Annotated in this window: 15 protein-coding genes; 2 read left to right on the top strand and 13 right to left on the bottom strand. The window is 43.1% G+C overall.

Annotated elements, in window-relative coordinates; translation table 11 throughout:
• Positions 1–35 precede the first annotated feature (35 nt).
• Entirely contained in the window at positions 36–878 is an 843-nt protein-coding gene (locus JMX95_RS05635) for a symmetrical bis(5'-nucleosyl)-tetraphosphatase (protein WP_201560235.1), read from the top strand.
• A 101-nt stretch (positions 879–979) separates the two neighbouring features.
• Here the strand turns inward: JMX95_RS05635 and JMX95_RS05640 are convergent, their stop codons facing one another.
• From JMX95_RS05640 to JMX95_RS05675, 8 genes are all read right to left on the bottom strand, one after another.
• Positions 980–3,460: a site-specific recombinase gene (locus JMX95_RS05640; protein WP_201560236.1), complete on the bottom strand. Its 2,481-nt coding sequence runs from the start codon at positions 3,458–3,460 to the stop codon at positions 980–982.
• A gap of 405 nt (positions 3,461–3,865) precedes the next feature.
• Positions 3,866–5,650 (bottom strand): acyl-CoA dehydrogenase C-terminal domain-containing protein, encoded by a 1,785-nt coding sequence (locus tag JMX95_RS05645; protein ID WP_201560237.1) that lies wholly within the window; start codon positions 5,648–5,650, stop codon positions 3,866–3,868.
• 302 nt (positions 5,651–5,952) lie between these two features.
• The gene (locus JMX95_RS05650; protein ID WP_201560238.1) at positions 5,953–7,746 is read right to left on the bottom strand and encodes an acyl-CoA dehydrogenase C-terminal domain-containing protein; all 1,794 of its coding nucleotides are present in this window, start codon (positions 7,744–7,746) and stop codon (positions 5,953–5,955) included.
• Between the two features lie 393 nt (positions 7,747–8,139).
• A complete protein-coding gene (locus JMX95_RS05655; RefSeq protein WP_201560239.1) occupies positions 8,140–9,852 on the bottom strand; it encodes a putative bifunctional diguanylate cyclase/phosphodiesterase in 1,713 nt (570 codons plus the stop codon).
• A gap of 54 nt (positions 9,853–9,906) precedes the next feature.
• A complete protein-coding gene (locus tag JMX95_RS05660; protein WP_201560240.1) occupies positions 9,907–10,800 on the bottom strand; it encodes a 16S rRNA (uracil(1498)-N(3))-methyltransferase in 894 nt (297 codons plus the stop codon).
• A gap of 179 nt (positions 10,801–10,979) precedes the next feature.
• Positions 10,980–11,825: a methylenetetrahydrofolate reductase gene (locus tag JMX95_RS05665; protein ID WP_201560241.1), complete on the bottom strand. Its 846-nt coding sequence runs from the start codon at positions 11,823–11,825 to the stop codon at positions 10,980–10,982.
• 13 nt (positions 11,826–11,838) lie between these two features.
• Positions 11,839–13,263 carry an adenosylhomocysteinase gene (gene ahcY, locus JMX95_RS05670; RefSeq protein ID WP_201560242.1) on the bottom strand — a complete coding sequence of 475 codons (1,425 nt, stop codon included), beginning with the start codon at positions 13,261–13,263 and terminating at the stop codon, positions 11,839–11,841.
• Between the two features lie 272 nt (positions 13,264–13,535).
• Positions 13,536–15,470, bottom strand: a complete 1,935-nt coding sequence (locus tag JMX95_RS05675) for a TonB-dependent receptor plug domain-containing protein (protein ID WP_201560243.1) — start codon at positions 15,468–15,470, stop codon at positions 13,536–13,538.
• A 447-nt stretch (positions 15,471–15,917) separates the two neighbouring features.
• On the opposite strand from JMX95_RS05675, the gene JMX95_RS05680 reads away from it, so the two are divergent.
• Complete coding sequence (locus tag JMX95_RS05680) at positions 15,918–17,894, top strand: mechanosensitive ion channel family protein (protein WP_201560291.1); 1,977 nt, start codon at positions 15,918–15,920, stop codon at positions 17,892–17,894.
• Between the two features lie 160 nt (positions 17,895–18,054).
• Here the strand turns inward: JMX95_RS05680 and JMX95_RS05685 are convergent, their stop codons facing one another.
• The 5 genes from JMX95_RS05685 to JMX95_RS05705 form a co-directional block, all read right to left on the bottom strand.
• The gene (locus tag JMX95_RS05685; RefSeq protein ID WP_201560244.1) at positions 18,055–18,687 is read right to left on the bottom strand and encodes a DNA-3-methyladenine glycosylase family protein; all 633 of its coding nucleotides are present in this window, start codon (positions 18,685–18,687) and stop codon (positions 18,055–18,057) included.
• A 151-nt stretch (positions 18,688–18,838) separates the two neighbouring features.
• Positions 18,839–19,570, bottom strand: coding sequence for a Smr/MutS family protein (locus JMX95_RS05690; protein ID WP_055124887.1), 732 nt, complete (start codon positions 19,568–19,570; stop codon positions 18,839–18,841).
• A gap of 68 nt (positions 19,571–19,638) precedes the next feature.
• On the bottom strand, positions 19,639–20,517 hold the full coding sequence (gene trpC, locus JMX95_RS05695; protein ID WP_201560245.1) for an indole-3-glycerol phosphate synthase TrpC: 879 nt from the start codon (positions 20,515–20,517) through the stop codon (positions 19,639–19,641).
• 70 nt (positions 20,518–20,587) lie between these two features.
• Positions 20,588–21,709 (bottom strand): anthranilate phosphoribosyltransferase, encoded by a 1,122-nt coding sequence (gene trpD / locus JMX95_RS05700; RefSeq protein ID WP_201560246.1) that lies wholly within the window; start codon positions 21,707–21,709, stop codon positions 20,588–20,590.
• Between the two features lie 108 nt (positions 21,710–21,817).
• A complete protein-coding gene (locus JMX95_RS05705; protein WP_201560247.1) occupies positions 21,818–22,441 on the bottom strand; it encodes an anthranilate synthase component II in 624 nt (207 codons plus the stop codon).
• Between the last annotated feature and the right edge of the window lie 441 nt (positions 22,442–22,882).

Here is a 22,882-nt window from a genome sequence, read left to right on the forward strand (position 1 = left end):
CACATAAAAATATCACGTAAAAACACTGAGGATTTATGAGCTTTCGCCATCAGTATGTCATCGGTGACCTGCAAGGTTGCTATGCGGCGTACCTTCATTTACTTGAAATATTGGATTTTGATCCTGCACAAGACAAGCTATGGTTTGCAGGGGACTTGGTGGCACGTGGTGAAGATTCGTTAAGTACCTTGCGTCATGTCAAAGCACTTTGCGAGCAAGGGGCAGCCGCGACAGTACTCGGCAATCATGATATCAATTTGATCGCTGTCTGGCGCGGTGCGGCAAAGATTAAAAAAAAGGATCAGACAGCGCCCATTTTTGCTGCCGATGATTGCGATGAACTGCTTGAATGGTTACGTCATCAGCCAGTATTGGCTTTTCCTGATGAGCAGACGGTATTGGTTCATGCTGGCATTCCACCGCATTGGACGGTTGAGGCGGCCGCAAATCACGCGCAGCAGTTAGAGTCACAACTGCAAGGTAGTTTAAAACAGCTGGATCGTCTATTGCCGAATTTATATAGTAAGACTGCTGATGATTGGCATCCAGATATTAGCGGCTTTACCAAAATGCGTGCAATTGCCAATTATTTCACTCGTATGCGGCTGTGCAAACAAGACGGCACGTTAGAATTTAGCTTTGCAGCAGGGTTAGAAGCGTCTATGCCAGAGGGTTTTTTGCCTTGGTTTGAATGGCAAGTACCGCGGACTCGCAAGGTATTATTTGGGCATTGGGCAGCGCTGAAAGGTGAGGTAGACTTACCGTATGCGCGTGCACTTGACGGCGGCTGCGTTTGGGGTAATGATCTATTGGCTTATCGCTTGAGTGATGGAAAAATCATCAGGTCAAGTGCGCACTGCTTACAGCCAGAAACATAATATTAGGGCATGGACTCATTTCTATCTCCGTTTTAAAATGAGGTCATGTCGCAACTATTTGGCTTATCCAAACGATTTATTAAACCACCAAAACCTTCCCATTAGCTGGGTAGGTTTGGTGGTTTTTTGGGTTTAGGTAGTGAGGTTTTAGCATCGCTCGCAGCCTTGTTTTCAGGGTTGCTGTTATCGCTTTCAGGATGGGCAATCGCCTCATTACCCTCAGTAAAGGCGTTATGCGCTTTATCATATTGAATATCACTACTATAAGGGACGCTATTGAGCTCCTCATCTATCAGCCCATCATCGAGTTCAATGGTTTTTTTGGTACTGATATGATTGGTGGTGCTGTGTGTTTCCCGGCTTTTTAGCGCAGCGTCAGTGTCAGCATTTGAGATGTTATTATCGTAATCTATGTCTGTGATAGCCTGTTCATTTTGCATGCTTTTTTGCTTGGATTTAGGTAGGATTTTTACATCAGACAAACGGCGCACTACATAATTATTGGGAATAGTTTGTCCTCCTTTATGAGCGCTGGTATCGTCAAAAATCATATGTCCTTGGCTGTCGATACGAGCATACTTCATTGGCTTATCACGTGGCCAGAAAAAGTCTGAAGGATGGGTAAGCATATGGCTGAAAAGCTGCTTGGTTAAACGACTCCACTCCATGAATTTGACTTCTTTAGAGCGCAGTGCCACAAATAAGGCGAGCGAGAAGCTGACCATGAGGTTCACCATGCCGATAAGGGCAACGCCTAAAATAGAAATAAACACAATCTGCCAATCCCACTGGTTGGCAGATATATTAAACAGTCCATGCGCCAAATTCGCCGAGGCAAACGCAATGTGGCGAATATCAATCGGTAAGCCAAATAAATAGCCAATTGTTGCAGTACTACCTAAGAACACCCCGAACAAGAAATTGCCCATAATGGCGCCAAGGTTGGCTTCTATAAAACCGCCTAAACGCTGTAACCAAGTTTTTGGTAGTAGGTATTGAAGTAGTTTGTGGCGCTGAATACGGGCACCGATTTGGTTGTAGACTGCCAAGTTATCGTAGTAACCAGCAATAAGACCCGATAAAAATAAATAGACGCCAGCAATGGCCGCGTGGGGCAATGCCAGTGAGTGAAAGGGGTCAAGATCATGCAGTAAGTGTGCAGCCTTGTCGGTATTGATCATCGGCGCACCAGTATATTGTAGCCATGCAAAAGAGATAATCAGAGCGACTGGTATCGCTAGCATAATATTACCCATAATCGCCACAAACTGGGTACGTAAAATATCGACCACCAATTCTGATAATTTATTTAACTGGTGTGACTTTTTGCCAGAACCGTCCGAAATAGTAGAGGCGATTGCCGCCGCCGTCATAGCAGGCTGTTTGGTAGCAACCGTACCATGAACGATATGGATAAAAACAAAACCCAATCCATAAATCATACTATTGACAAAGGCGCGTCCCATCGGTGCGAGGGCTAGGTTATAGGCTAATATCTTAAGCGTTGCCATAAACGCAATAATAAAACCACCGATAGAGGCTTTCTTGAACATTTTTTGGTAGCCCGATTTATCGGTACTAATATAATGTTCACCCACGCGGCTGGCATTTTCAGTGACTTTGCGCGACAGCAGCTTGGTATTATTATCAATTAAGTATCCGATACTATAACGGCGGCTCGCAGTGGTAATCAGCGCTTGAATCAACTCAATGAGCGCCTGATCACGCTTATCATAATTATCTGCTACCAGTTCAGTTAGGATGCGCATACGTTGCAAGCTTTGGTCTAAACGCAGCATCATGTTGGTCAGGCGAATAGAGATTCCTGTTTTATAAATGCGCTTGCGTATGGTGGCAACGATATCTTCGCATTGTTCAATCATGACCAATAACGGCGCAGGATCTACCGCTTTTTCGGGCGTAATATCCGTTAAAGTATCAAGCTCATGCGCTTCTCGGTACTGATTGACGTATAAGACCGCCTCTTGATTTTGTGCCACAAATGACGCTGAATAATTCAGCATTTGCGGATAAAATTCCATCAAATCTGGATGCAAGCCAATACCGCTGATACGGTATGACAAAATGATAATCGCGTTCAAAATACTGTTTTTTGCTGTCGCAACTAAGTTTAAATGCTGCTCATCGACTTTGAGTAGCTCAACCAGTTCATCCCATTTGTCTTTTTTAATATTGGCAAGCCAGCGCTCATCATAGCGTTTATCAAATAAATAACCGACCAATTCTACGACAGAATCTTCTTGTGGCAGTAGCGGTAAAAAACGGTGCCCGATAAGGCGACGTAGACTATTAAAAAAGCCCTGATCCGACATGATGCCGGTATCGGTATATAAAGCAATTTGGCGATATTCAATAATCAGTTTTAAGACGAAACTTGACAGTCCATCTGCATATTCTGGATGTTGACGTAAAATATCAATCAGCTCTTGAATGTTTTGATTGGCTAATGTGGGCTCTTTATCACTCACTCGTAGCTCATCGATTAGGCGCTTGAGTACCGCAGGATCTGGCACATCACTTAAGGCTGTAATCTGTTGTAAAATGTGTTTTATTTCTGACACATTGCATCCCTTGTGGTGGTTATTTCAATCATTGTTATTATTGAGTATGAGCAAAGATATAAGTGCTTTGAATGGCTATATTGGCTATCAATGTCGCGATATCTACCACGATTGATTGTTAGGTTTTTAATTTACAGCTCACTAATTTGGAAATTATTGGTTCAGAGCTTATTGGTTTCGGCGTTAAAGATATTTGTACCAATCTTAATGTTGTGACTTTGCGTTATTTTAATCGTAACAATGCCTGAGCGGTTAATTATTTTGTTAGCAGTTATTTTGTGGCGCTCATTATATCGATTGTGGAAACCATCACTGTGATGATATTTTTGGCAAAAAAAGGGACAGTAGCGTGACTGTCCCCTTATCGTAGTGCGGTATGGCTTACTTTATTATAAAAGTAAGAAATTAGCTAGCAGGTACATCAAAGTAGCTAAGATCAAAGTTCATCATTGGATCACTACCAGCTTGAACCATTTGTGCATGAGCATCAATGCGTGGCAAAATACGCCCGACGAAATAATCGGCAAGCTTGGCTTTATTGGTATAAAACTCACCTTCTTTACCGTTAGCGGCTTCTACCATCAACGCAAACATGTACGAATAAGCGAGGTAACCAAAGGCATGCATGTAGTCAACGGCACAGCCATTGACTTCGTTTTTACGCTCGCCAATGTTGCTAAGCACAGTGTTAGTCAATGCTTCAATCGTGTCAGCAGCATCTAGCGTTGCTTGCTTGATACCATGATCTGCTTGCATGTTATTGACAAAATCACGAATTTCACCTAAGAAATGAGTGACGTATTTGCCGTTATTTTTCGCCACTTTACGACCTAGTAGGTCAAGCGCTTGAATACCATTGGTGCCTTCATAAATCTGGGCAATACGGGTATCACGAACGATTTGCTCCATACCCCATTCGCGGATATAGCCGTGACCACCAAATACTTGCTGGCAATCAATGGTGGCTTCTAACGCTTTGTCAGTCAAGAACGCTTTAGCAACAGGCGTCAATAGGGCAACACGCGCGGCAGCAGCTTGAGCGGCCTCTGGATCGGTACTAAACTTCTCCTGATCAAGATTTTTGGCAACGTACATCGCAAAGCAACGTGACGCTTCAGTATTGGCTTTGGCATTTAATAGCATACGGCGTACATCGGCATGATGAATGATGGCATCTGCTGGTTTTTCTGGGCTTTGCAGTTGGGTATCGCTACGACCTTGACCACGATCATTGGCGTATAGCGCTGCGTTTTGGTAAGCAAGCTCAGAACCACCAAGGCCTTGCAGACCCATGGTGACACGCTCATAGTTCATCATAATAAACATTGATGACAGACCCGTGTTTTCAGCACCAACCATCCAGCCTTTAGCGCTGTCAAAATTCATGACACAAGTGGCTGAGGCTTTGATGCCCATTTTGTGCTCGATAGAGCCGACTGCTAGCGTGTTACGCTCGCCTAAGCTACCATCTGCATTGACCAAAAATTTTGGTACCACAAATAGCGAAATACCTTTTGAGCCTTCTGGCGCGTTAGGGGTTTTTGCCAATACCAAATGAATGATGTTTTCGGTTAAGTCATGCTCGCCGCCAGTAATAAAGATTTTGGTACCTGAGATATCATAGCTACCATCATCGTTAGGGATAGCTTTGGTTTTGATGATACCTAAGTCAGTACCAGCATGTGGCTCTGTCAAGCACATGGTGCCCGCCCACTCGCCGTTGTACATTTTTTCTAGGTAAGTTTGCTTTTGTTCTTCAGAAGCCGCTGCGTTTAGGCACAGTGTTGCGCCAACGGTTAGGTTAGGGTAGAGGGCAAACGATTGGTTGGCAGTGAATACCATCTCTTCAGTCAGCATGGTCACCATTTTTGGGAAACCTTGACCACCGTATTCAGCGTTACCGCTTAAGCCAACCCAGCCTGATTCAGCATACTGCTTATACGCTTCTTTAAATCCAGTAGGAGTCGTGACGACGCCATTACCTTCAAAGGTTGCGCCTTCTTCATCGCCGCTGCGGTTGATTGGCAAAAGAATATTTTTTGACAGTTTTGCCATTTCTTCCAAAATCATATCGACTGTTTCCATATCGACATGAGCTAAGTTTTCGTTGTTTTGCCAAAATTTAGGCGCGTTAAATACATCATTTAAGATAAAGCGCATGTCATTCAGAGGGGCATTATAAACAGCCATAAACATTCCTTTGGTTCAAATAAATAAAATTAAAGTTGTTAAAGATATCAATTGTTCTTTTGGTCTAACCTTAGCGGTTAATAATCAAAGTTTAGCAAATAAGCTTGCGCACGGGTGTGTTTCTTCGTGAATTGTGCGTACACCAAAAGTATTGATAAAGGATAGCCTTTATAAAAATAAGGATAGATTTTTTGACAGTGTTAACTCTACTCGTTATTAATTTTAATAGCGCTAAGAAAATCGGCAACACACCTGAGTATGTTGCCGATAAAAATACAGTATTAGCAGTATTTAACGTCTAATTAAAAAGCGAACTGATCAACGTCCATGCTCATGTATGGTTCAACACCAGTGCTGATACGCTGTACGTGAGTGGTGGTACGTGGCAATAGCTTAGCAAAGTAGAACTGCGCGGTTTTTATTTTCGCGTCGTAGAAGGCTTGTTCGCTAGTACCGTTAGCAAGTTCAGTTTGTGCTACTAATGCCATGCGTGCCCATAAGTAGGCTAGCGTTACATAACCGCTGAAATACATGTAATCAACCGCAGCGCCGCCGACCGCATCTGGGTTTTCAGTGGCTTGCATGCCGATGCGTGCAGTCAAATCACCCCATTCTTTAAGGTGTTTGGCAAGTGGGCGAATAAACTGACCCATCTCATCGTTTTCTTTGTTTTCTTCACAGAATGTCTGAATGATTTTGACAAAGTTTGCAAGCAGTTTGCCTTGTGAGCCCAATACTTTACGACCTAGTAGATCGAGTGCTTGGATTTCAGTGGTACCTTCGTATAAGCAAGCAATACGCGTATCACGCACGTTTTGCTCCATGCCCCATTCGCTGATAAAGCCATGACCACCATAAACCTGTACGCCATGGTTAGCCGCTTCAAGACCAGTTTCAGTCAAGAACGCTTTAGCAATAGGTGTCAATAGTGACAACATTTGATCAGCAAATTTAAGCGCATCGCCTTCGCCTTTTGCAACAGTATCGGCAAAATGTGAGAGGTAATAGACCAAAGCACGACCGCCTTCAGCAAAGGCTTTTTCAGTCAAGAGCATGTTACGAACCGCTGGATGAACGATGATAGGGTCAGCGACTTTTTCAGGGGCTTTAACACCAGATAATGAACGCATTGCTAGACGATCTTTGGCATAAGTCAATGAGCCTTGGAACGCATATTCTGCTGCTGTTAAACCTTGCACTGCGGTACCAATACGCGCCACGTTCATAAAGGTAAACATGCACTGTAGACCACGGTTTTCTGGGCCAATTAGATAACCCGTTGCGCCATCAAAGTTCATCACGCAAGTGGCTGAGGCTTTGATACCCATTTTGTGTTCGATAGAGCCACAAACGACGTTATTGTTTTCACCTAGGCTACCATCTTCGTTGACCGTTACTTTAGGAACGATAAACAGTGAGATGCCTTTTGTGCCAGCAGGCGCGCCAGGTAGACGAGCCAATACAATGTGAATGATATTGTCCGTTAAGTCATGCTCACCCGCTGAAATGAAGATTTTTTGACCAGTGATGCTATAGCTGCCGTCTTCTTTAGGCTCGGCTTTGGTGCGGATAATACCCAAATCAGAACCCGCATGTGCTTCAGTCAAGCACATGGTGCCTGACCATTCGCCGCTGACCATTTTTTCTAGGTAGGTTTGTTTTTGCTCGTCCGTACCGTGATGCTCGATGGTTTGAATCGCACCATGTGATAAACCAGGGTACATAGAGAATGACCAGTTCGCTGTACCAACCATTTCATTAATGACGGTCGATAATGAGAACGGCATGTTTTGACCACCGAAGTCTTCTTCAGCAGATAAGGCTGGGAAACCAAGCTCACAATACGCTTTGTATGCTTCTTTAAAGCCCTTTGGCGTGGTCACTTGACCATTGTTAAACTGGCAGCCTTCAGCGTCACCACTTTGATTCAATGGTGATAGCTCATTTTCAGCAAAGCTTGCCGCCATTTCAAACAGGCTGTCCATTAGCTCGCGATCCGCTTCTTGGAATGCTGGCAGGGTTTTATAATGGCTTTCGCTGTCGAGTAACTCATGCATCACGAATTGAATGTCACGTAAGGGCGCTTTGTATTGCATAACTTCCTGTCCTTTTGAGAATATAACCAATCATCATCAAGGGTAGGCACATGACTGCACTGTTATTTAATGCACAAGTCCAGCCCATATTAATCTAACGAGCCCAAATAAATGCTAGGCAATAATGCAGATTGACGATGTTGTCGGCTATATAAAATAGTATTGAAAAGAATGGCGATGGTCAGAGTAAGCTTGAAACTTAATAAGCTCTAACAAATTCACTATAAAAGATAGGCTTTCAGAGGGGATTATACAAGTTTGGTGACAGCACTGATAAGTCATGAACCTATCTTGCATCGGTTATACAATCGACGTTAGGCGTTAAGAGGAAACGCGAATAACCATATGAAAATACTCATGATACTGGATGAATAAACATTCGTTAAAGGGGGTTTATTTGGCGGCGTACTGCTGAATCAACATCTCAGTCGCAGCCTCTGCTGGCACTGGTTTGCCAAACCAATAGCCTTGTCCCTGTTGACAGCCCATTTTTAGCAACACATCTCGCTGTTGTTCAGTTTCGATACCTTCGGCGACTACCTGCATATCAAGTGCCATTGCCAAGTCTAAAATAGCTTTTACAATGGCATGTTGGGTACGATCGGTGTCGATGTTGGATATAAAACTTTTGTCAATTTTAATAAAATCAAACGGATATTCTTGTAAGTAACTCAAAGAAGCATAACCGGTGCCAAAGTCATCCAACGCCAGACAAATTCCCAGCTCTTTGAGCAGAGTAAGCTGTTTTTTGACATTTGCATGACGCTGAATTAACGATGATTCAGTGACTTCAATATGTAGCTGATGCGCAGAAATACGGTGTTGCACCAGTAAATTGCTCACCATCTCAGAAAACTCAGGGTGGCTAAATTCGGCGGCATCTGCATTGATACAGATATGCTGACAAAATCCTTGCTGTTGCCAAGTCGATAACTGCTTAGCTATTTGAACCGCCATGTGCGAGAACAGCTCAAACGACAGTTTATGAGTGATAATGGCATTGATAAAATGTATCGGCTTTAGCAGTCCGCGAGTCGGGTGTTGCCAACGTACCAGCGCTTCAAAACCAATAATGATGCCAGTAGCCAACTCAAACTTTGGTTGATAATAAGGAACAAACTGATTTTCAGTGGTGGCGGCTCTAAGTTCCGCCTCTAACTGCAAGCTACCCGCAGTGGCTTCGTCAATGGCCGTATCATACCAGCAAATGTCATCACCGCCTTGCTGCTTGACATAATGCAGGGCTTTTTCAGCCTTGGTCAATAATCCTGTCACTTCGTCGTCGTTAGTGGGAAAGTAACTGACCCCGACGGAAATATGACAATAAATCTTGGCATCTGTCGCAGTATTTTCATCTAAGGAGAAGGGGCGTTCACACATTTGCATCAAGCTATCTAGCTGATGACGTACCATGTTAGCGTCATTGGATTCGAATAATAACGCAAAATCATCGCCGCCAAAATGGGAAAAACACTGTAAATTATCGAGCTTGAGGTTCTTCAGGCGTGTGACAAAGTTTTTTACCAAAGTGTTGATGCCATCAGGGCCAAGTAAGCTTGCTAGATTGCGATAACGGTCAATATTAAAGCGCACAATCACGACTTCTTGATAGCTGTCCAACAATAGGTCGCTGGTCTGACTCAAGAAAACCTTACGGTTTGGTAACCCAGTCAATTGATCATAATTGAGCAAATGCGCCACTTGCTTTTGATCCTTGACGACCGAGGACATATCACGCACCATACCGATATAGTAAGTCTTATGATTGACACAGATTTTGCGATAAGTCATGTGACAGTCAAGTATTTGTCCATAACGGTTCGGCATCGAAAAGTCGTTTTCATAAAAACCATTGCAGTCTAGATGGTTAGTAATATCTGCTAAAACGGCTCTTTCTTCATCTGATAAAAACTCTGCCGCATAAACACCAAGTGGTCTGCCAAGCAAAAATGACTCACTGTAGCCAATGATAATCTCATAACTGGCATTGACCGATAGATAGCGTAAATGGACATCCAAGATGAATATTGCATCATCAAGCTGCTCACATAACTCGGCCAGCAGTTGCTGTTTGTCTGCGATGGAAATAGGGGCGAAAGCAGTCATAGTTGGACTCATCACGTCGAAATGGAACAGCAATTAGGATTACGCATATGGTATTTACTCATAATAGCTCAAAGCATGCAGAGTCGCCAACGCCACCACGGGTGCGGTCTCGGTGCGTAAGACTCTTGAGCCAATTTGCCAAGGTTCAAAACCAGCCTTCGCTGCTTGCTGGCATTCATCAACACTCAGACCGCCTTCAGGGCCTATTAGCAGCTCAATATAAGGAGACTGTTGCGTTAAGACTGTTGGTAGCGACCTAGGCATTGCTGGTTGTCCTGCAGCTGGTACGCTCAGTTGCAGACGCAAATCTGCTGGTTGTTGTAATATTTGATAATAAGGGTCTTGGCTAAGGGTTGTGACAATAGTACTGGTAGTAGGAGGGCGAACGTCCATTTGTGAATCGGCAGAGTGAGTCACTGACTTTTGTAACCAGTCATTTATGGACACAGGCGCAATAATAAGCGGTGGACGGTTAAGACCGCATTGTTCACACGCGGCAATGGCAACTTGCTGCCAATGTGCCAGTTTTTTTTCTACTTGGGCAGGCTTTAGATTGACCTCGCCATGATGGCTACTTAGCAATTGAATGGCAGTGACACCAAGCTCGGTGGATTTTTGAATCGCATAGTCCATGCGTTCACCGCGGCTCATCACTAGACCGATTTTAGTGAAGACAGCGGCACTTCGGTCAGTATCTACATGTGCTAATAATGTCACAGTGGCGTGTTTTTTACTGATGACCTGTAGCTGCACCTGATACTCGCCGCCAAAGCCATCGAATAATATGCCTTGATCGCCAATATTGGCACGTAATACACGGCACCAATGATGGACGATACTCTCTGTTAATTCGGCACTATCCCCAATAGCCAAGGTGCTAAGTTGAGGATGGAGTGAGCTTCTTTCATCACTGATGTCATTGCTGGTGTCATAAAAAAAACGTCGCACAGTTGCTTAGTCCTATTGTTTGAATAATATATTTCAAATATCTTAGCAGAATATCGTTTGAGAGGGTAAAGGGATTATCTTTAGTAGAATTTGCATTAGTGCAATTCTTATACCAAAAAGACTGGCGCTCCTAGGAACGCCAGTCTTTAAAAAATACATTCGATAAATATGATGAGTAATTAAGCTAAGCCGAGTGCTTCAACCAAGCGCTTGTTTGGCTCAACCTTATTCATGCTATAAAAATGCATGGCAGGTACGCCCTCAGCAATTAAGCGCTCGCATAAACGATAGACGACATCAAAACCAAATTCACGAATGGCTTTGCGGTCATCACCAAAGTCAGACAACTGCTTACGTACATAACGCGGAATATCAGCGCCACAGCTATCGGCAAAGCGTACCAAATTACTTGAGTTAGTAATTGGCATGATACCAGCGATTAAAGGCTGAGCAACCGTATCGATACCACGCTTCTCTAAGGTATCTCGCAAATATAAGTAACTATCAGCGTTATAGAAAAACTGGGTAATCGATGCATTAGCACCCGCTTGGTATTTATTGACCAAGTTGTCAATATCAAACGCAAAGCTACGCGCTTGTGGATGCATTTCAGGATACGCTGCGACCTCGATATGGAAATGATCGCCTGAATGTTCACGGATAAACTTAACCAAGTCTAACGCAAATGGTAGCTCGCCCATACCAACCTGACCTGATGGTAAATCACCACGCAACGCGACTAAGCGCTTGATGCCCAAACCTTTATACAGATCGAGCAATTCAGCGATTTCCGCCTTATCATCACCGATACAAGATATATGCGGCGCAATGTCAGTCTCACCGCGTGCGCACAGGGCTTGAACGATATCTAAAGTGCGATTTCGGGTTGAACCACCAGCACCGTAGGTCACCGAAAAATACGCAGGTGATAGCTTATTCAGCTCATCATAAGTACTGAGTAGTTTTTCATGACCTAGCTCGGTTTTGGCAGGAAAAAACTCAAAGGAGAAAGCAGGCTTAGTCACAGTCTGGCTCCTTTTAGTATTTGTAAGCGTCAGGCTTAAATGGACCTTCGACAGGCACACCCAAATACTCTGCTTGTTTTTCAGTCAGCTTAGTCAACGTACCGTTAAAGCCAGAAACCATCGCCGCAGCGACTTCTTCGTCGAGCTTCTTAGGCAGTACTTTTACATATAAATTGTCAGTACGTGCGTCGGCTGGCAAGTCAGCAAACTTTTCTTCGAACAGATACATTTGTGCCAATACTTGGTTGGCAAATGAGCCGTCCATCACGCGCGATGGGTGACCAGTGGCATTACCAAGGTTAACCAAACGACCTTCAGCAAGCAAAATCAAATAATCATTTTCGTCGTCCGAGCGGAAAATTTGATGCACTTGTGGCTTAATCTCAACCCAGCGCCAGTTATCACGCATGAATTGGGTGTCGATCTCAGTATCAAAGTGACCGATGTTACAAACAACCGCACCAGGCTTAAGGGCTGCTAGCATATGTCTGTCACAAACATGGTAGTTACCAGTAGTAGTAACAATCATGTCAGTGTCTTCAAGCAGACGGGTGTTGATGTTTTCTGCGCCGCCAGTGTTATCACCATTGATGTAAGGTGACAATACTTCAAAACCGTCCATACATGCCTGCATGGCACAGATAGGATCAACTTCTGAGACACGTACGATCATGCCTTCTTGACGTAAGCTTTGTGTAGAGCCTTTACCCACATCGCCATAACCGATGACCAAAGCGCGACGACCAGCAAGGAACATGTCAGTTGCACGTTTGATAGCATCATTTAAACTATGACGGCAGCCGTATTTGTTGTCGTTTTTAGACTTAGTAACCGCATCGTTAACGTTGATAGCGGGAACTTTAAGTGTGCCTTTATTTAGCATTTCGACTAAGCGATGGACGCCAGTAGTGGTTTCTTCTGAGATACCATGGATGCTGTCAAGAAGCTCGGCATAATCATTATGAATCAATGCAGTTAAATCACCGCCATCATCTAAGATTAAGTTGGCATCCCAAAGCTGACCTGACTCTTCGCCGCCAACGTGGATTTGTTGACGTAAGCACCATTCGTACTCTTCTTCAGTTTCGCCTTTCCAAGCATAAACAGAGATGCCAGCAGCAGCAATAGCCGCAGCAGCATGGTCTTGGGTTGAGAAGATATTACATGAGGTCCAACGTACTTCAGCACCTAGCGCGACTAGTGTCTCGATAAGGACGGCAGTCTGAATCGTCATGTGGATACAGCCAGCGATTTTTGCGCCTTTAAGCGGCTGATCGGCTTCGTAGCGACGACGCAAACCCATTAGGGCAGGCATTTCAGCTTCGGCAAGGGTAATTTCACGGCGACCGTAGTCAGCAAGGCTGATGTCGGCGACTTTATAGTCAGTGAAAGAGGGGTCGATCGTATGGGCAGATGGGGTGTTAGACACTGCGTCCATAATATGCTCCTATCAGTGGTTAAGGTATGATAAAAAGAATAAAAACGCAGGTGCCGTTGTTTGCGCTGTGAGCGACCAAAATAGGGCGATCGACAGTTAACCGAGCCTAACATAATGATTGATTAACATGGCTTTGAAGCCTAGATGCAATAATCAATTATTATGGCGCAACACCTCTCGGAGGGTGTCATTGTAATAGATGACAGATAAAATGTCACCCATAAAAAAAGACCATCAATAGATGGTCTCTTTTAATAACAGAACGAATAACTCTAGTACCAGTTATAAGTTAATGAGGTGAAGAAGTTAGTGCCGTCAGTATTATAACCAGGGGCTGTTACATATTTTTCATTGAACACGTTATTTAAACGTGCAGTCATAGATAGGTTGTCAGTCAGTTTGTAATTACTACTAATATTTACTAAATTATAACTCTCAACTTTCGTATCATTAGTAGCGTCATAATAATAATCATCCACGTACTGGTATTCAGCACGGATATCTAGATCTGATAATTGATAGCCGACATAGACCAAGCCTTTATGTTCAGGACGAATAGCTAGTAAGTTACCATCATTACCAAGTCCACTATCATTTTCGGCTTTCTGGTAATCATAGCTTAAGCCAAATAAGTAATTATCAATATTCCAGTCAGTGCTTAAAGTAGCACCTCTTATTTTTGCTGATTCAATATTTTCATTTTGTGAACCAGACCAAGAGATAAGGTCATCAACTGTATTATGATAGCCTGTCAAGCGCGTAGATTGAAGCAAAGTATCATACTCAATAAAAGCTTCATAGTTGTCACTGGTTTCAGGCTTTAAGTTTGGATTACTTCCCCAACTAGCTGGACCAAATAATTGGGTAAAAGATGGTACGCGATAACCTTTAGCATAATTCGCTCCGACACGTAATTCAGGAGTGAAGTGATAAGCGGCGCCTAAGTTATAGGTGGTTTCACTATCAAAATCAGAATAATCATCATGTCTAACATTAGCCTGAGCGTCTATATTATCTTTAGATAGAATATATCCTAGATAACCACCAGTAACTTTACGGTCATCAGCTTCATAAACACTAGAGTCTAACTCTTGTTTTAGGTGCTCAATACCATAAACAGCAGTACCAATAGGTAACTTATAATCACCTGTTAAGGTGATCTGCTGTTGAGTGGTATCATATTTATCTGGATTGCCCACTTTGGATTCATATTCATAGGTAGAAGAGTCGGCAACACTGTATCCATAAGCTAGCTTAGCTGTTTTTTCAGCATCTTTGTACTGGATATAGGCGCTAGCAACCCCGTTTTTTTGATTGACATAAGCGTCATGTAGAGCTGTTTCTAGCTTTTCATAGGGAGATTCCCAGTTATACTGATCTGCTGAATCAATATCTGTGGTTGAGTCAGTATATAAGCCACTAATACCTACCGTGACCGCTTCATTCACCTTTTGGTTAAGATTCAAACTATAGTTATTGCTCTTAAATCCATCATCGTCTTTATTATAACCATAGCCATCGGGAGCAACGGCGCTAAAACCCTTGATTTCATTACGGCTAGCAGAGAGACTTAGGCTCGTACCTTGATCGTTTCTGAACTGTGCAGTAGCACCATATAGGTAATGGTCGTGAGAGCCTGCTCCTGCAGTTACAGAAAATTGATTTTTTTCAATATTAGAGCCTTTTGTGAATATTTGAATCACGCCACCCATGGCATCAGCACCATACATACTTGAGCCTGAAGCACCGTATAATATTTCGATACGTTCAATTTGCTCAGCAGGCAATAAACTTAATGCTGCACCGCCATCATCAACAGAGCTATAACGTATCCCATCAACTAAAACTAAAATCTGTCTTTTGTCATAACCACGAATGTAGAAGTTGCCAGTAGTTCCCATGCCACCGTTAGAAAAGTTACTAAAACCTGGTTGCCGAGAGATTATATCTTGCACGGTTTGACCTTGATAACGCTGTAATTCTTCGCTATCAATAACCCTTGTTTGGGCAATGGTATTGCTGATTTTGGTAGGGGTGCGGGTAGCTGTTACAACGATTTCATCGAGTTCAACTTGTGGTAGCTCGCTATCGCTAATAGTAGCAACGTCAGGTGTCACTGCCATTGCTGTGTTAACCGCAAGTAAACCTAGTGCGCTTAAGATACTCAAACGAAGGTAGGTACGTGAAGATGAACGTGATAAAGACATAGTCAATTCCAAAATAATCATATTAAAAAATGCAGCGAAAAAGCAACCATATTGACGTTAATATGGCTAAAAATTACAAAAAACAGTGGACAAGCAAAACTGCGTTCATTATCTACAAAACAGACCGCTTTATAAACCACTTTAACCTAATGTTTATTCACGATAAGCTGAGGAGTTTTCATGATAGATTGCGGTTTACTCATTTAACGATTATCACTCTCATTCATAGTAGGCATTGAGAAGGAGTATCGTGAAAGGTGATAAAAAATCAGAAGCCATAAGCAAAGGTGAGAGCAGATAACTCACATAGATGACCATAAAAACGTGTAATCAAAAGCACTGCTGTTATAAATAATTGCTATTATGGGGAAGTGCTCATTTGTTCTTCGTTGTACCATTCATAATGCTAAGAGGTTTGTTTTGTCTATTAAGTATCGCCTGATTCCTATGATTACCAGTCCCGAGTTGTCTTCACCATACTCAATCATCAAAATGCCACTAATGGCAATTTTGTTTTTGCTTGTGATGCTGTTGAGTGCGTTGTTACCAAATAATGCATTTGCTGCTGAAGCTAGCGCACTGGGGATGGGTGGCAGTACCAGTGAGGAGTCGGCGAGTACGCCGATACCAGATTCATTCGGACGCGATACACCGCGCCATACCGTACAGGGCTTCATCAGTGCGTTAGGTGAAAATGACTATCTGCTGGCGAGTAATTATTTAAACTTATCAAAGTCTGACAATCCAACCACAATCGTTCGTCAATTCAAGCAAGCGCTGGATGCAGGCGGGCGTTTTCAGCCTGATTTGCAGATTAATAATACGCCTGAGGGCAATCTAACTGATCAGCTACCGCCAAGCCAAGAAAACGTCGGTGCGATTAATGTGGGTGAAAAAAGTGTGCCACTGATACTTGAAAGAGTGGTGTCTAAGCAAGGAGAGCAGTACTGGCAGTTTTCTACGGATACGCTTAGCTCAGTACCAGAAGTCATAGAAAATACCGAACCAACGTTAGTGTCTCGCTATACTTTTGATTCATTAGAAGGCAAAAAGCTGTTTGGCTATCAAGTGGCGGATTTAGCCGCAGCGTTAATGATGACTGTCGGCAGCTTTGTATTTACTTATATCATGGTATGGCTGCTGTACCATCTATTACGAATCGTCTATCCTCGTGTACGCGGCGTACCATTGCCATTACCTGATAAGGTCGTATTGCCGCTGGCTGTGGTCATTATGGCGCTGATATTGTCAGAAGTGATGGTATATGCGGGCGTGTCAGTGACGCTGCGAGAACCGGTCAATCGCTTTACTGAGATTGCATCTTGGCTTGCATTAACTTGGTTGCTGCTACGAGTCATCGATGCCATATTCACTCGTGCGGTAAATTTAAGTTATAAGAAAAACTATACTGAACGGGTCTCTATCTTGGGGCTGCTACGCAAAGTCGTCAAAGCGTTGCTGCTGATTTTTGCTGTGATTGTTATCTTCGGTAATTTGGGTTTTGATTTGACCACGGGTATTGCCGCCTTGGGTGTGGGTGGTTTGGCATTAGCACTGGGGGCGCAAAAAACCATCGAAAACCTTGTTGGTAGTGTCGTGGTCGTGGCGGATTCGCCCGTACGTATTGGTGATTATTGTAAGTTTGGCACTTATGAAGGCACAGTCATTGATATTGGTATTCGCTCATCGCGTGTGCGCACCTTGACGCGCACTGTTGTGACTGTACCAAACGGTGATTTCTCATCCATGCAGATTGAAAACTTTACGTCCCGCGATATGTTTCGCTTCTTCCATCAGTTATATATTAAACGCACTGCTGATATTGATGTGGTCTTTAAGATGGTTAAGGACTTGGATGAGTTTATAGATGAGCATTATTTGACCAACCAAGAATGGAATCAGGTCAATATTTTAGAGCTACGTCAAGACTGCTACATCATTCAATTACAGGCGTATGTTAATGCTAATGGCGTGACTGAGTTCTATGACAAACAGAACGTTTTGTTTGTTGATTTATTGAACCAAGTGGCGAAATATGATGTCGAGCATGCCTTGCCAACGCAGCAGCTTATTGTCAATCAAACTGAGCTTGAGCATCACATAGAAAACGAAATTGAAGATAAGAATAAGGAAGGTAACGTCGCTGAAACGACAAAAGACATGTCAAACGATGACCATGCTGATGATGATGATGCTAGCGACAATAAGGATAACAGCAACGATGATAAGCATGCCGTGGACTTGAGTAAAGGTAAAGATAACGTCAAGACAGATGAAAAAGGCAGCCAGCGAACCTCTAAATCAGTCAAGAGCAAAAAAGACAATGCGTTAAAGGCATTGAGAAATAAAAGTCGGATGATAAAGAAAATCAAGTTCAAGTACGCAAAAAGAAAATCTGGCTTTTCTATATGGAATCAGCCATAAAATTATGGATTAAAAACGGTATAAGATAAGCACTTGAGGTAAGTACCAAGCGTTTATCTTATACCATTCACAAAAATTAGAGCAGCAAAGAAAACGAGTGCTAGACTAAGCTTAAGCTAAGCGAGTTTGACATAGTGAATCGTCACTTGGATGTTTGGCATTATAAAGGGACAGCGGTTTGATTACGTAATAAGCCGTAGTATGACCATAGCAACAGGCTGGCAGCGCTGCGATGTGGTGACCAATCTTGTGTTAGATTCTTTAACTGTTTCGGCGTTGGGCGTTCCGTTAAGCCTAATAACACCATCGCCGCTACTTTAATCGCTAGATCATCGACCGCAAGTACGTCTGCACGTTTGAGAGAGAATAATAAATACATCTCAGCCGTCCAGATGCCAATACCAGTAACGGCCGTCAGCACTTCTATTGCTTCTTCATCAGGCATAATTTCTAACGCAGCAAAGTCTATATCATGATCGACTAATGAGCGAATATAACGGGTTTTTTGTTTAGATAACCCTTGCGCTCTTAAGTCCTCATCTGTTGCTTTGATAATTGCCTGTGGATTCGTTAAGGCGGCATCAAGTAGTCTTTGCCAAATACTGGCTGCTGCTGCCACAGACAGCTGTTGACCAACCATTGCTCGCATCAACTGCTCAAACCCACCGACATTATGCCGTAGACTGGGCATACCAACTTGTTCATAGATAGACAAAAATCTTGGCTCGATAACAATCAAAGCCATGATATGTTCATGTAGCTGTTGTGTGTTCTGAATGGTCTGTATGCTCATAAATGCTTATCCTGATTTATGCAAATATCGCTATAGCTAGATGTTAAATATAGTGGCTATAGTCAATAAAGATTAAATAATGATTTTATGAGCATAACAAAAAGGACTGCCAATAAGCAGTCCTTTTGATTCTTCATACTAACCCTAAAAACTACTCACCATCAGCTTTAGATTTTTTGAGCAGTACCAATACAGCACCGTTACCACCATCTTTTGGCGGTGCAGAGCAAAATGCCAATACTTCTGGTAGTTGACGCAGCCAACCATTGACGCAGGTTTTTAAAATGGCTTCACTGCCTTTACCATGGACGATTTTTACCATGGTCTCGTTTTTCTGTTTCGCTTGGCTTAGGAGTTGAGTCATGGCCACGCGTGCTTCTTCGATGGTACAACCATGAATATCTACGGCGTCATACCAACGTAGCTTACCTTTTTTAAGCTGATCAAAGATTTTATTCTGCAAAGTCGGCTGTTTGTAAGATAAATAGGCCTCAGCAGCGACAGGGTTGAGTAGTGCTTGCATATCTGACAAGCCAGCTCCCAAATCACTCGCTTCACTACCTTGCGCGGCAGCACGTTTAGACAAGGTGGTCGCATCAGGCTTGCCCGCTTTGCTAGCATTGGCAGGTGAGCGTACGTTTTTGTCTTCAAGCTGATTGACGCCATGCATTGCTTGCATAAACAGTACTTTGTCATCGTCAATATGCTCGCTAGCCATTTGCTTGACGGTCTTGTTTACTTGCTTTTGCGTGGGCAATGATACAGGCTCAGTAGGCTTTTGGTTTTCATCTTCAGGCGAATTGGTATCGCGACCTTTGCTAAGTTGGCCTTTTAGCTCTTTGAGCTGGTCTTGCATTTCTTTTGAAAATAGAGAGTTTGACATAGAAGTTAACGTATCGTTGGTTGATGAATGATGGATTGATTTAAACTGTTCAGTAGACTTAAGCCACTTTACCCGTCTGCTGCGACGCCCGCAAGTAAGGATTGTAACGCTTGTCCAGGATGGTCAGTCTTCATGAACTGTTCACCGATTAAAAAGTGCTGAATGTCATTATCTAACATCGAACGAATATCAGCGCTATTATGAATGCCACTTTCGGTGACGATAAGCGGTTTAAGCGTGCTATCCACATTAGCTGCCAGTGCGTCGATTAAAATATTTTTTAGATCCAGCGTGGTTTGCAAGTCGACATCGAAAGTATTCAAATCACGATTATTAATGCCGTAAATATTATGCGCTGAGCGCGGTAGCTGTAGCGCACGTTCAAGTTCGAATTGGGTATGGACTTCTATCAATACATCCATACCCAATTCGATACTTAGCGCATGCAGCTCTTGTACTTGGATGTCGTCAAGGCAGGCCATAATAAGTAGAATGCAGTCAGCTCCCATCAGATAAGATTGATAGATCTGGTACACATCTATCATAAAATCTTTACGCAGTATCGGTAATCTTACCGCATTAGCTGCTTGAATAAGATAGCTATCATCACCTTGGAAATAATCGCGATCAGTCAATACAGACAGACAGCTGGCGCCCGCTTGCTCGTATTGCTTGGCAAATAGGGCTGGCGCGAAGTTGTGATTGATAATGCCCTTAGAAGGAGAGGCTTTTTTAATCTCAGCGATGATACCAATACCATGCTCTTTAGTGCTAGCCGCTCGCAGCGCCGTCGCGAAGCCACGACGTGGTTTGTTATCCGCCGCGACTTGTGCTTGTAAGTCTTCAAGAGATAATACCTTGCAAGCGGCGTTTACTTCTTCCACTTTAGTGGCGACAATGCGTTGCAATACGGAAGGAACATCTGTCTTGGTTTCTGTATGAGTCATGCTGGTATCCGAATATCGTTAAATGTAAATAGACAAAATAGCTATAGTGCACAGTAATGGTGCTTAGCCGTTAAGCAGGAGTCACTAGTTGCTGCGTGTATGTGGCGAGAGACTCAAGCTTGAGTAGAGCATCACCATTCTGAATGACTTTTTGTGCCCGGCTCACACCATTAGCATAGTTGCTGGCAAGTCCTGCGGTATATATCGCCGCACCTGCATTTAGGGCAATCATATCACGAGCTTTTAGGACCGCGCGATCATGAGTCTCTTCACCTGATAAAGCGGCGCGTATTAGCTCAAGGCTTTGTTCTGGAGAATCTACATCAAGCCCAATCAGCGTTTGTGATTCGATACCCGCATCCTCTGGCATCATCTCATAGACAGAGATTTCACCCTCTTTTAATTCAGCTACTGTGGTCGAAGTGGCGAGGCTGATTTCATCTAAGCCATCCTTTGCACCGACGACCATGACATGACGTGCGCCTAGATTTTTCATAACTTTGGCGATTGGCTCACACAGCTGAGCAGTAAAGACGCCAATGACCAAATTGGGTGTGCCAGCAGGGTTGGTTAATGGCCCTAAGATATTAAAGATAGTCCGCGATTTGAGCTCACGACGGACTGGATTGGCATAACGCATCGCGCTGTGATGATTGGGCGCAAACAAAAAGCCAACGCCTTGATTTTCGATGCAGTCTTTTGCTTGCTCAGGTGTGAGCGACAGACTAATACCCGCTTGCTCCAACAAATCTGAGCTACCGGATCTGGTAGAGACGCCGCGATTACCATGCTTAGCAACTTGAGCGCCTGCCGCTGCCACCACAAACGCCGACGCTGTAGAGACGTTGAATAAATTCGCACCATCACCGCCCGTACCGACGATATCGACTAAATGAGCACAGTTCTTAGGTTCGATATTCGCAGCCAAAGCGCGCATGGCACTGGCTGATGCCGTAATCTCGTCGATGGATTCACCTTTCATACGTAAACCAGTCAAAATAGCGCCCATCATCGCATCGCTACATCTGCCTTGCATGATAATCAGCATGACTTGATACATCTCATCAAAGGTCAAATCAATATGCTGAAAAATTCGACCCAAAGCTGTCGTCAGTAGCGTATGTGTCTCTTCATCAGACAGTTGAGCAATGTTAGCTGGGTTAGGGCTTTCATTTGTTTTTGTTGTACTCATTATGATCTCTCTTAATACTTTTATACGTTAATTTTAAATTATCAATAGAATAGGTTTTATTTTAATTTTGTTATTAACGGCTTTTTTAGAACATGCTTTAATAAACTGTTAGCCGACTTGTGGTAGTTGATCTGAGGTTAGTGCTGACAAATGATGCGTTTGCAAAAAATTGTTGAGCAGCATATAACCTGCTTCGCTTAAGATAGACTCAGGATGGAATTGTACCCCTTCTATCGCAAACGTTTTATGACGGATACCCATGATTTCTTCAATACTGCCATCACTGTTTTGTGTCCATGCGGTCAGCTCAAGACAGTCGGGCAGGCTGGTTTTATCAATGACAAGCGAATGATAGCGCGTGACTTGTACGGGATTAGGTAAGCCTTCAAAGACACCTTGGTCAGTATGATAAACGGCGGATAAGCGGCCATGCATGACTTCACCAGCCTTGACCACTTGTCCACCAAATGCCTGTCCAATTGCCTGATGTCCTAGGCAAATACCTAGTATCGGTATCACGCCCTGAAAAGTCTTGATAGCTTCTAGAGAGATACCAGCTTGATCAGGATCGCAGGGACCGGGGCCAATGACGATCGCATCTGGCGCAAGGGTTCTAATATTTTCAATAGTGGTTTGATCGTTACGCCAGACGGTGATGTCCTGCTGTAATTCACCGAAGTACTGTACAATATTGTACGTAAAGCTGTCGTAATTATCGATCATCAGAATCATTAGCGTTCTACTTATTGAGATGGTTATATAACGCCGTTATCTTACCACTATTTTGTAGACTATCAAATGTAGGGTGCAGGCGACCCAAACAAGTGGTGAATAACAATACATTTTGCTTGTTAGATGACATTTGTTAAAATCTCGAACGCACTAAAAAAGTACATAATTTTTATTTATACACTAAATACGCACTAATTTAGTGCGTAAATGCGTTAATAATGATTCTGAATAAATAATTCGCATGACGCCACTGACGATAAATCTACGGCTAGAATATTTTCAAAAGTATTATAAGTTACTGTAATTATTATAAAAAATATATTTTCATCTTCTGTGTTTCTATTGTTATAAAAAACTGGCATAGCCTTTGCATTGTTACTGTTATGATTATCTTTGGTGATAAAGTGGTTCAATAATTATTATTAACAAGTGCCTGAAGAA

It is taken from the genome of Psychrobacter sp. NC44, from assembly GCF_904846655.1.
Taxonomy (GTDB): Bacteria; Pseudomonadota; Gammaproteobacteria; order Pseudomonadales; family Moraxellaceae; genus Psychrobacter.

Bases quoted from the DNA above. Each gene is read 5' to 3' on its own strand.
- JMX95_RS05635 (WP_201560235.1), top strand. From the start codon at position 36: ATGAGCTTTCGCCATCAGTATGTCATCGGTGACCTGCAAGGTTGCTAT.
- JMX95_RS05645 (WP_201560237.1), bottom strand. From the start codon at position 5,650: ATGGCTGTTTATAATGCCCCTCTGAATGACATGCGCTTTATCTTAAAT.
- JMX95_RS05650 (WP_201560238.1), bottom strand. From the start codon at position 7,746: ATGCAATACAAAGCGCCCTTACGTGACATTCAATTCGTGATGCATGAG.
- JMX95_RS05655 (WP_201560239.1), bottom strand. From the start codon at position 9,852: ATGACTGCTTTCGCCCCTATTTCCATCGCAGACAAACAGCAACTGCTG.
- ahcY (WP_201560242.1), bottom strand. From the start codon at position 13,263: ATGGACGCAGTGTCTAACACCCCATCTGCCCATACGATCGACCCCTCT.
- JMX95_RS05675 (WP_201560243.1), bottom strand. From the start codon at position 15,470: ATGTCTTTATCACGTTCATCTTCACGTACCTACCTTCGTTTGAGTATC.
- JMX95_RS05680 (WP_201560291.1), top strand. From the start codon at position 15,918: ATGATTACCAGTCCCGAGTTGTCTTCACCATACTCAATCATCAAAATG.
- JMX95_RS05685 (WP_201560244.1), bottom strand. From the start codon at position 18,687: ATGAGCATACAGACCATTCAGAACACACAACAGCTACATGAACATATC.
- JMX95_RS05690 (WP_055124887.1), bottom strand. From the start codon at position 19,570: ATGTCAAACTCTCTATTTTCAAAAGAAATGCAAGACCAGCTCAAAGAG.
- trpC (WP_201560245.1), bottom strand. From the start codon at position 20,517: ATGACTCATACAGAAACCAAGACAGATGTTCCTTCCGTATTGCAACGC.
- trpD (WP_201560246.1), bottom strand. From the start codon at position 21,709: ATGAGTACAACAAAAACAAATGAAAGCCCTAACCCAGCTAACATTGCT.
- JMX95_RS05705 (WP_201560247.1), bottom strand. From the start codon at position 22,441: ATGATTCTGATGATCGATAATTACGACAGCTTTACGTACAATATTGTA.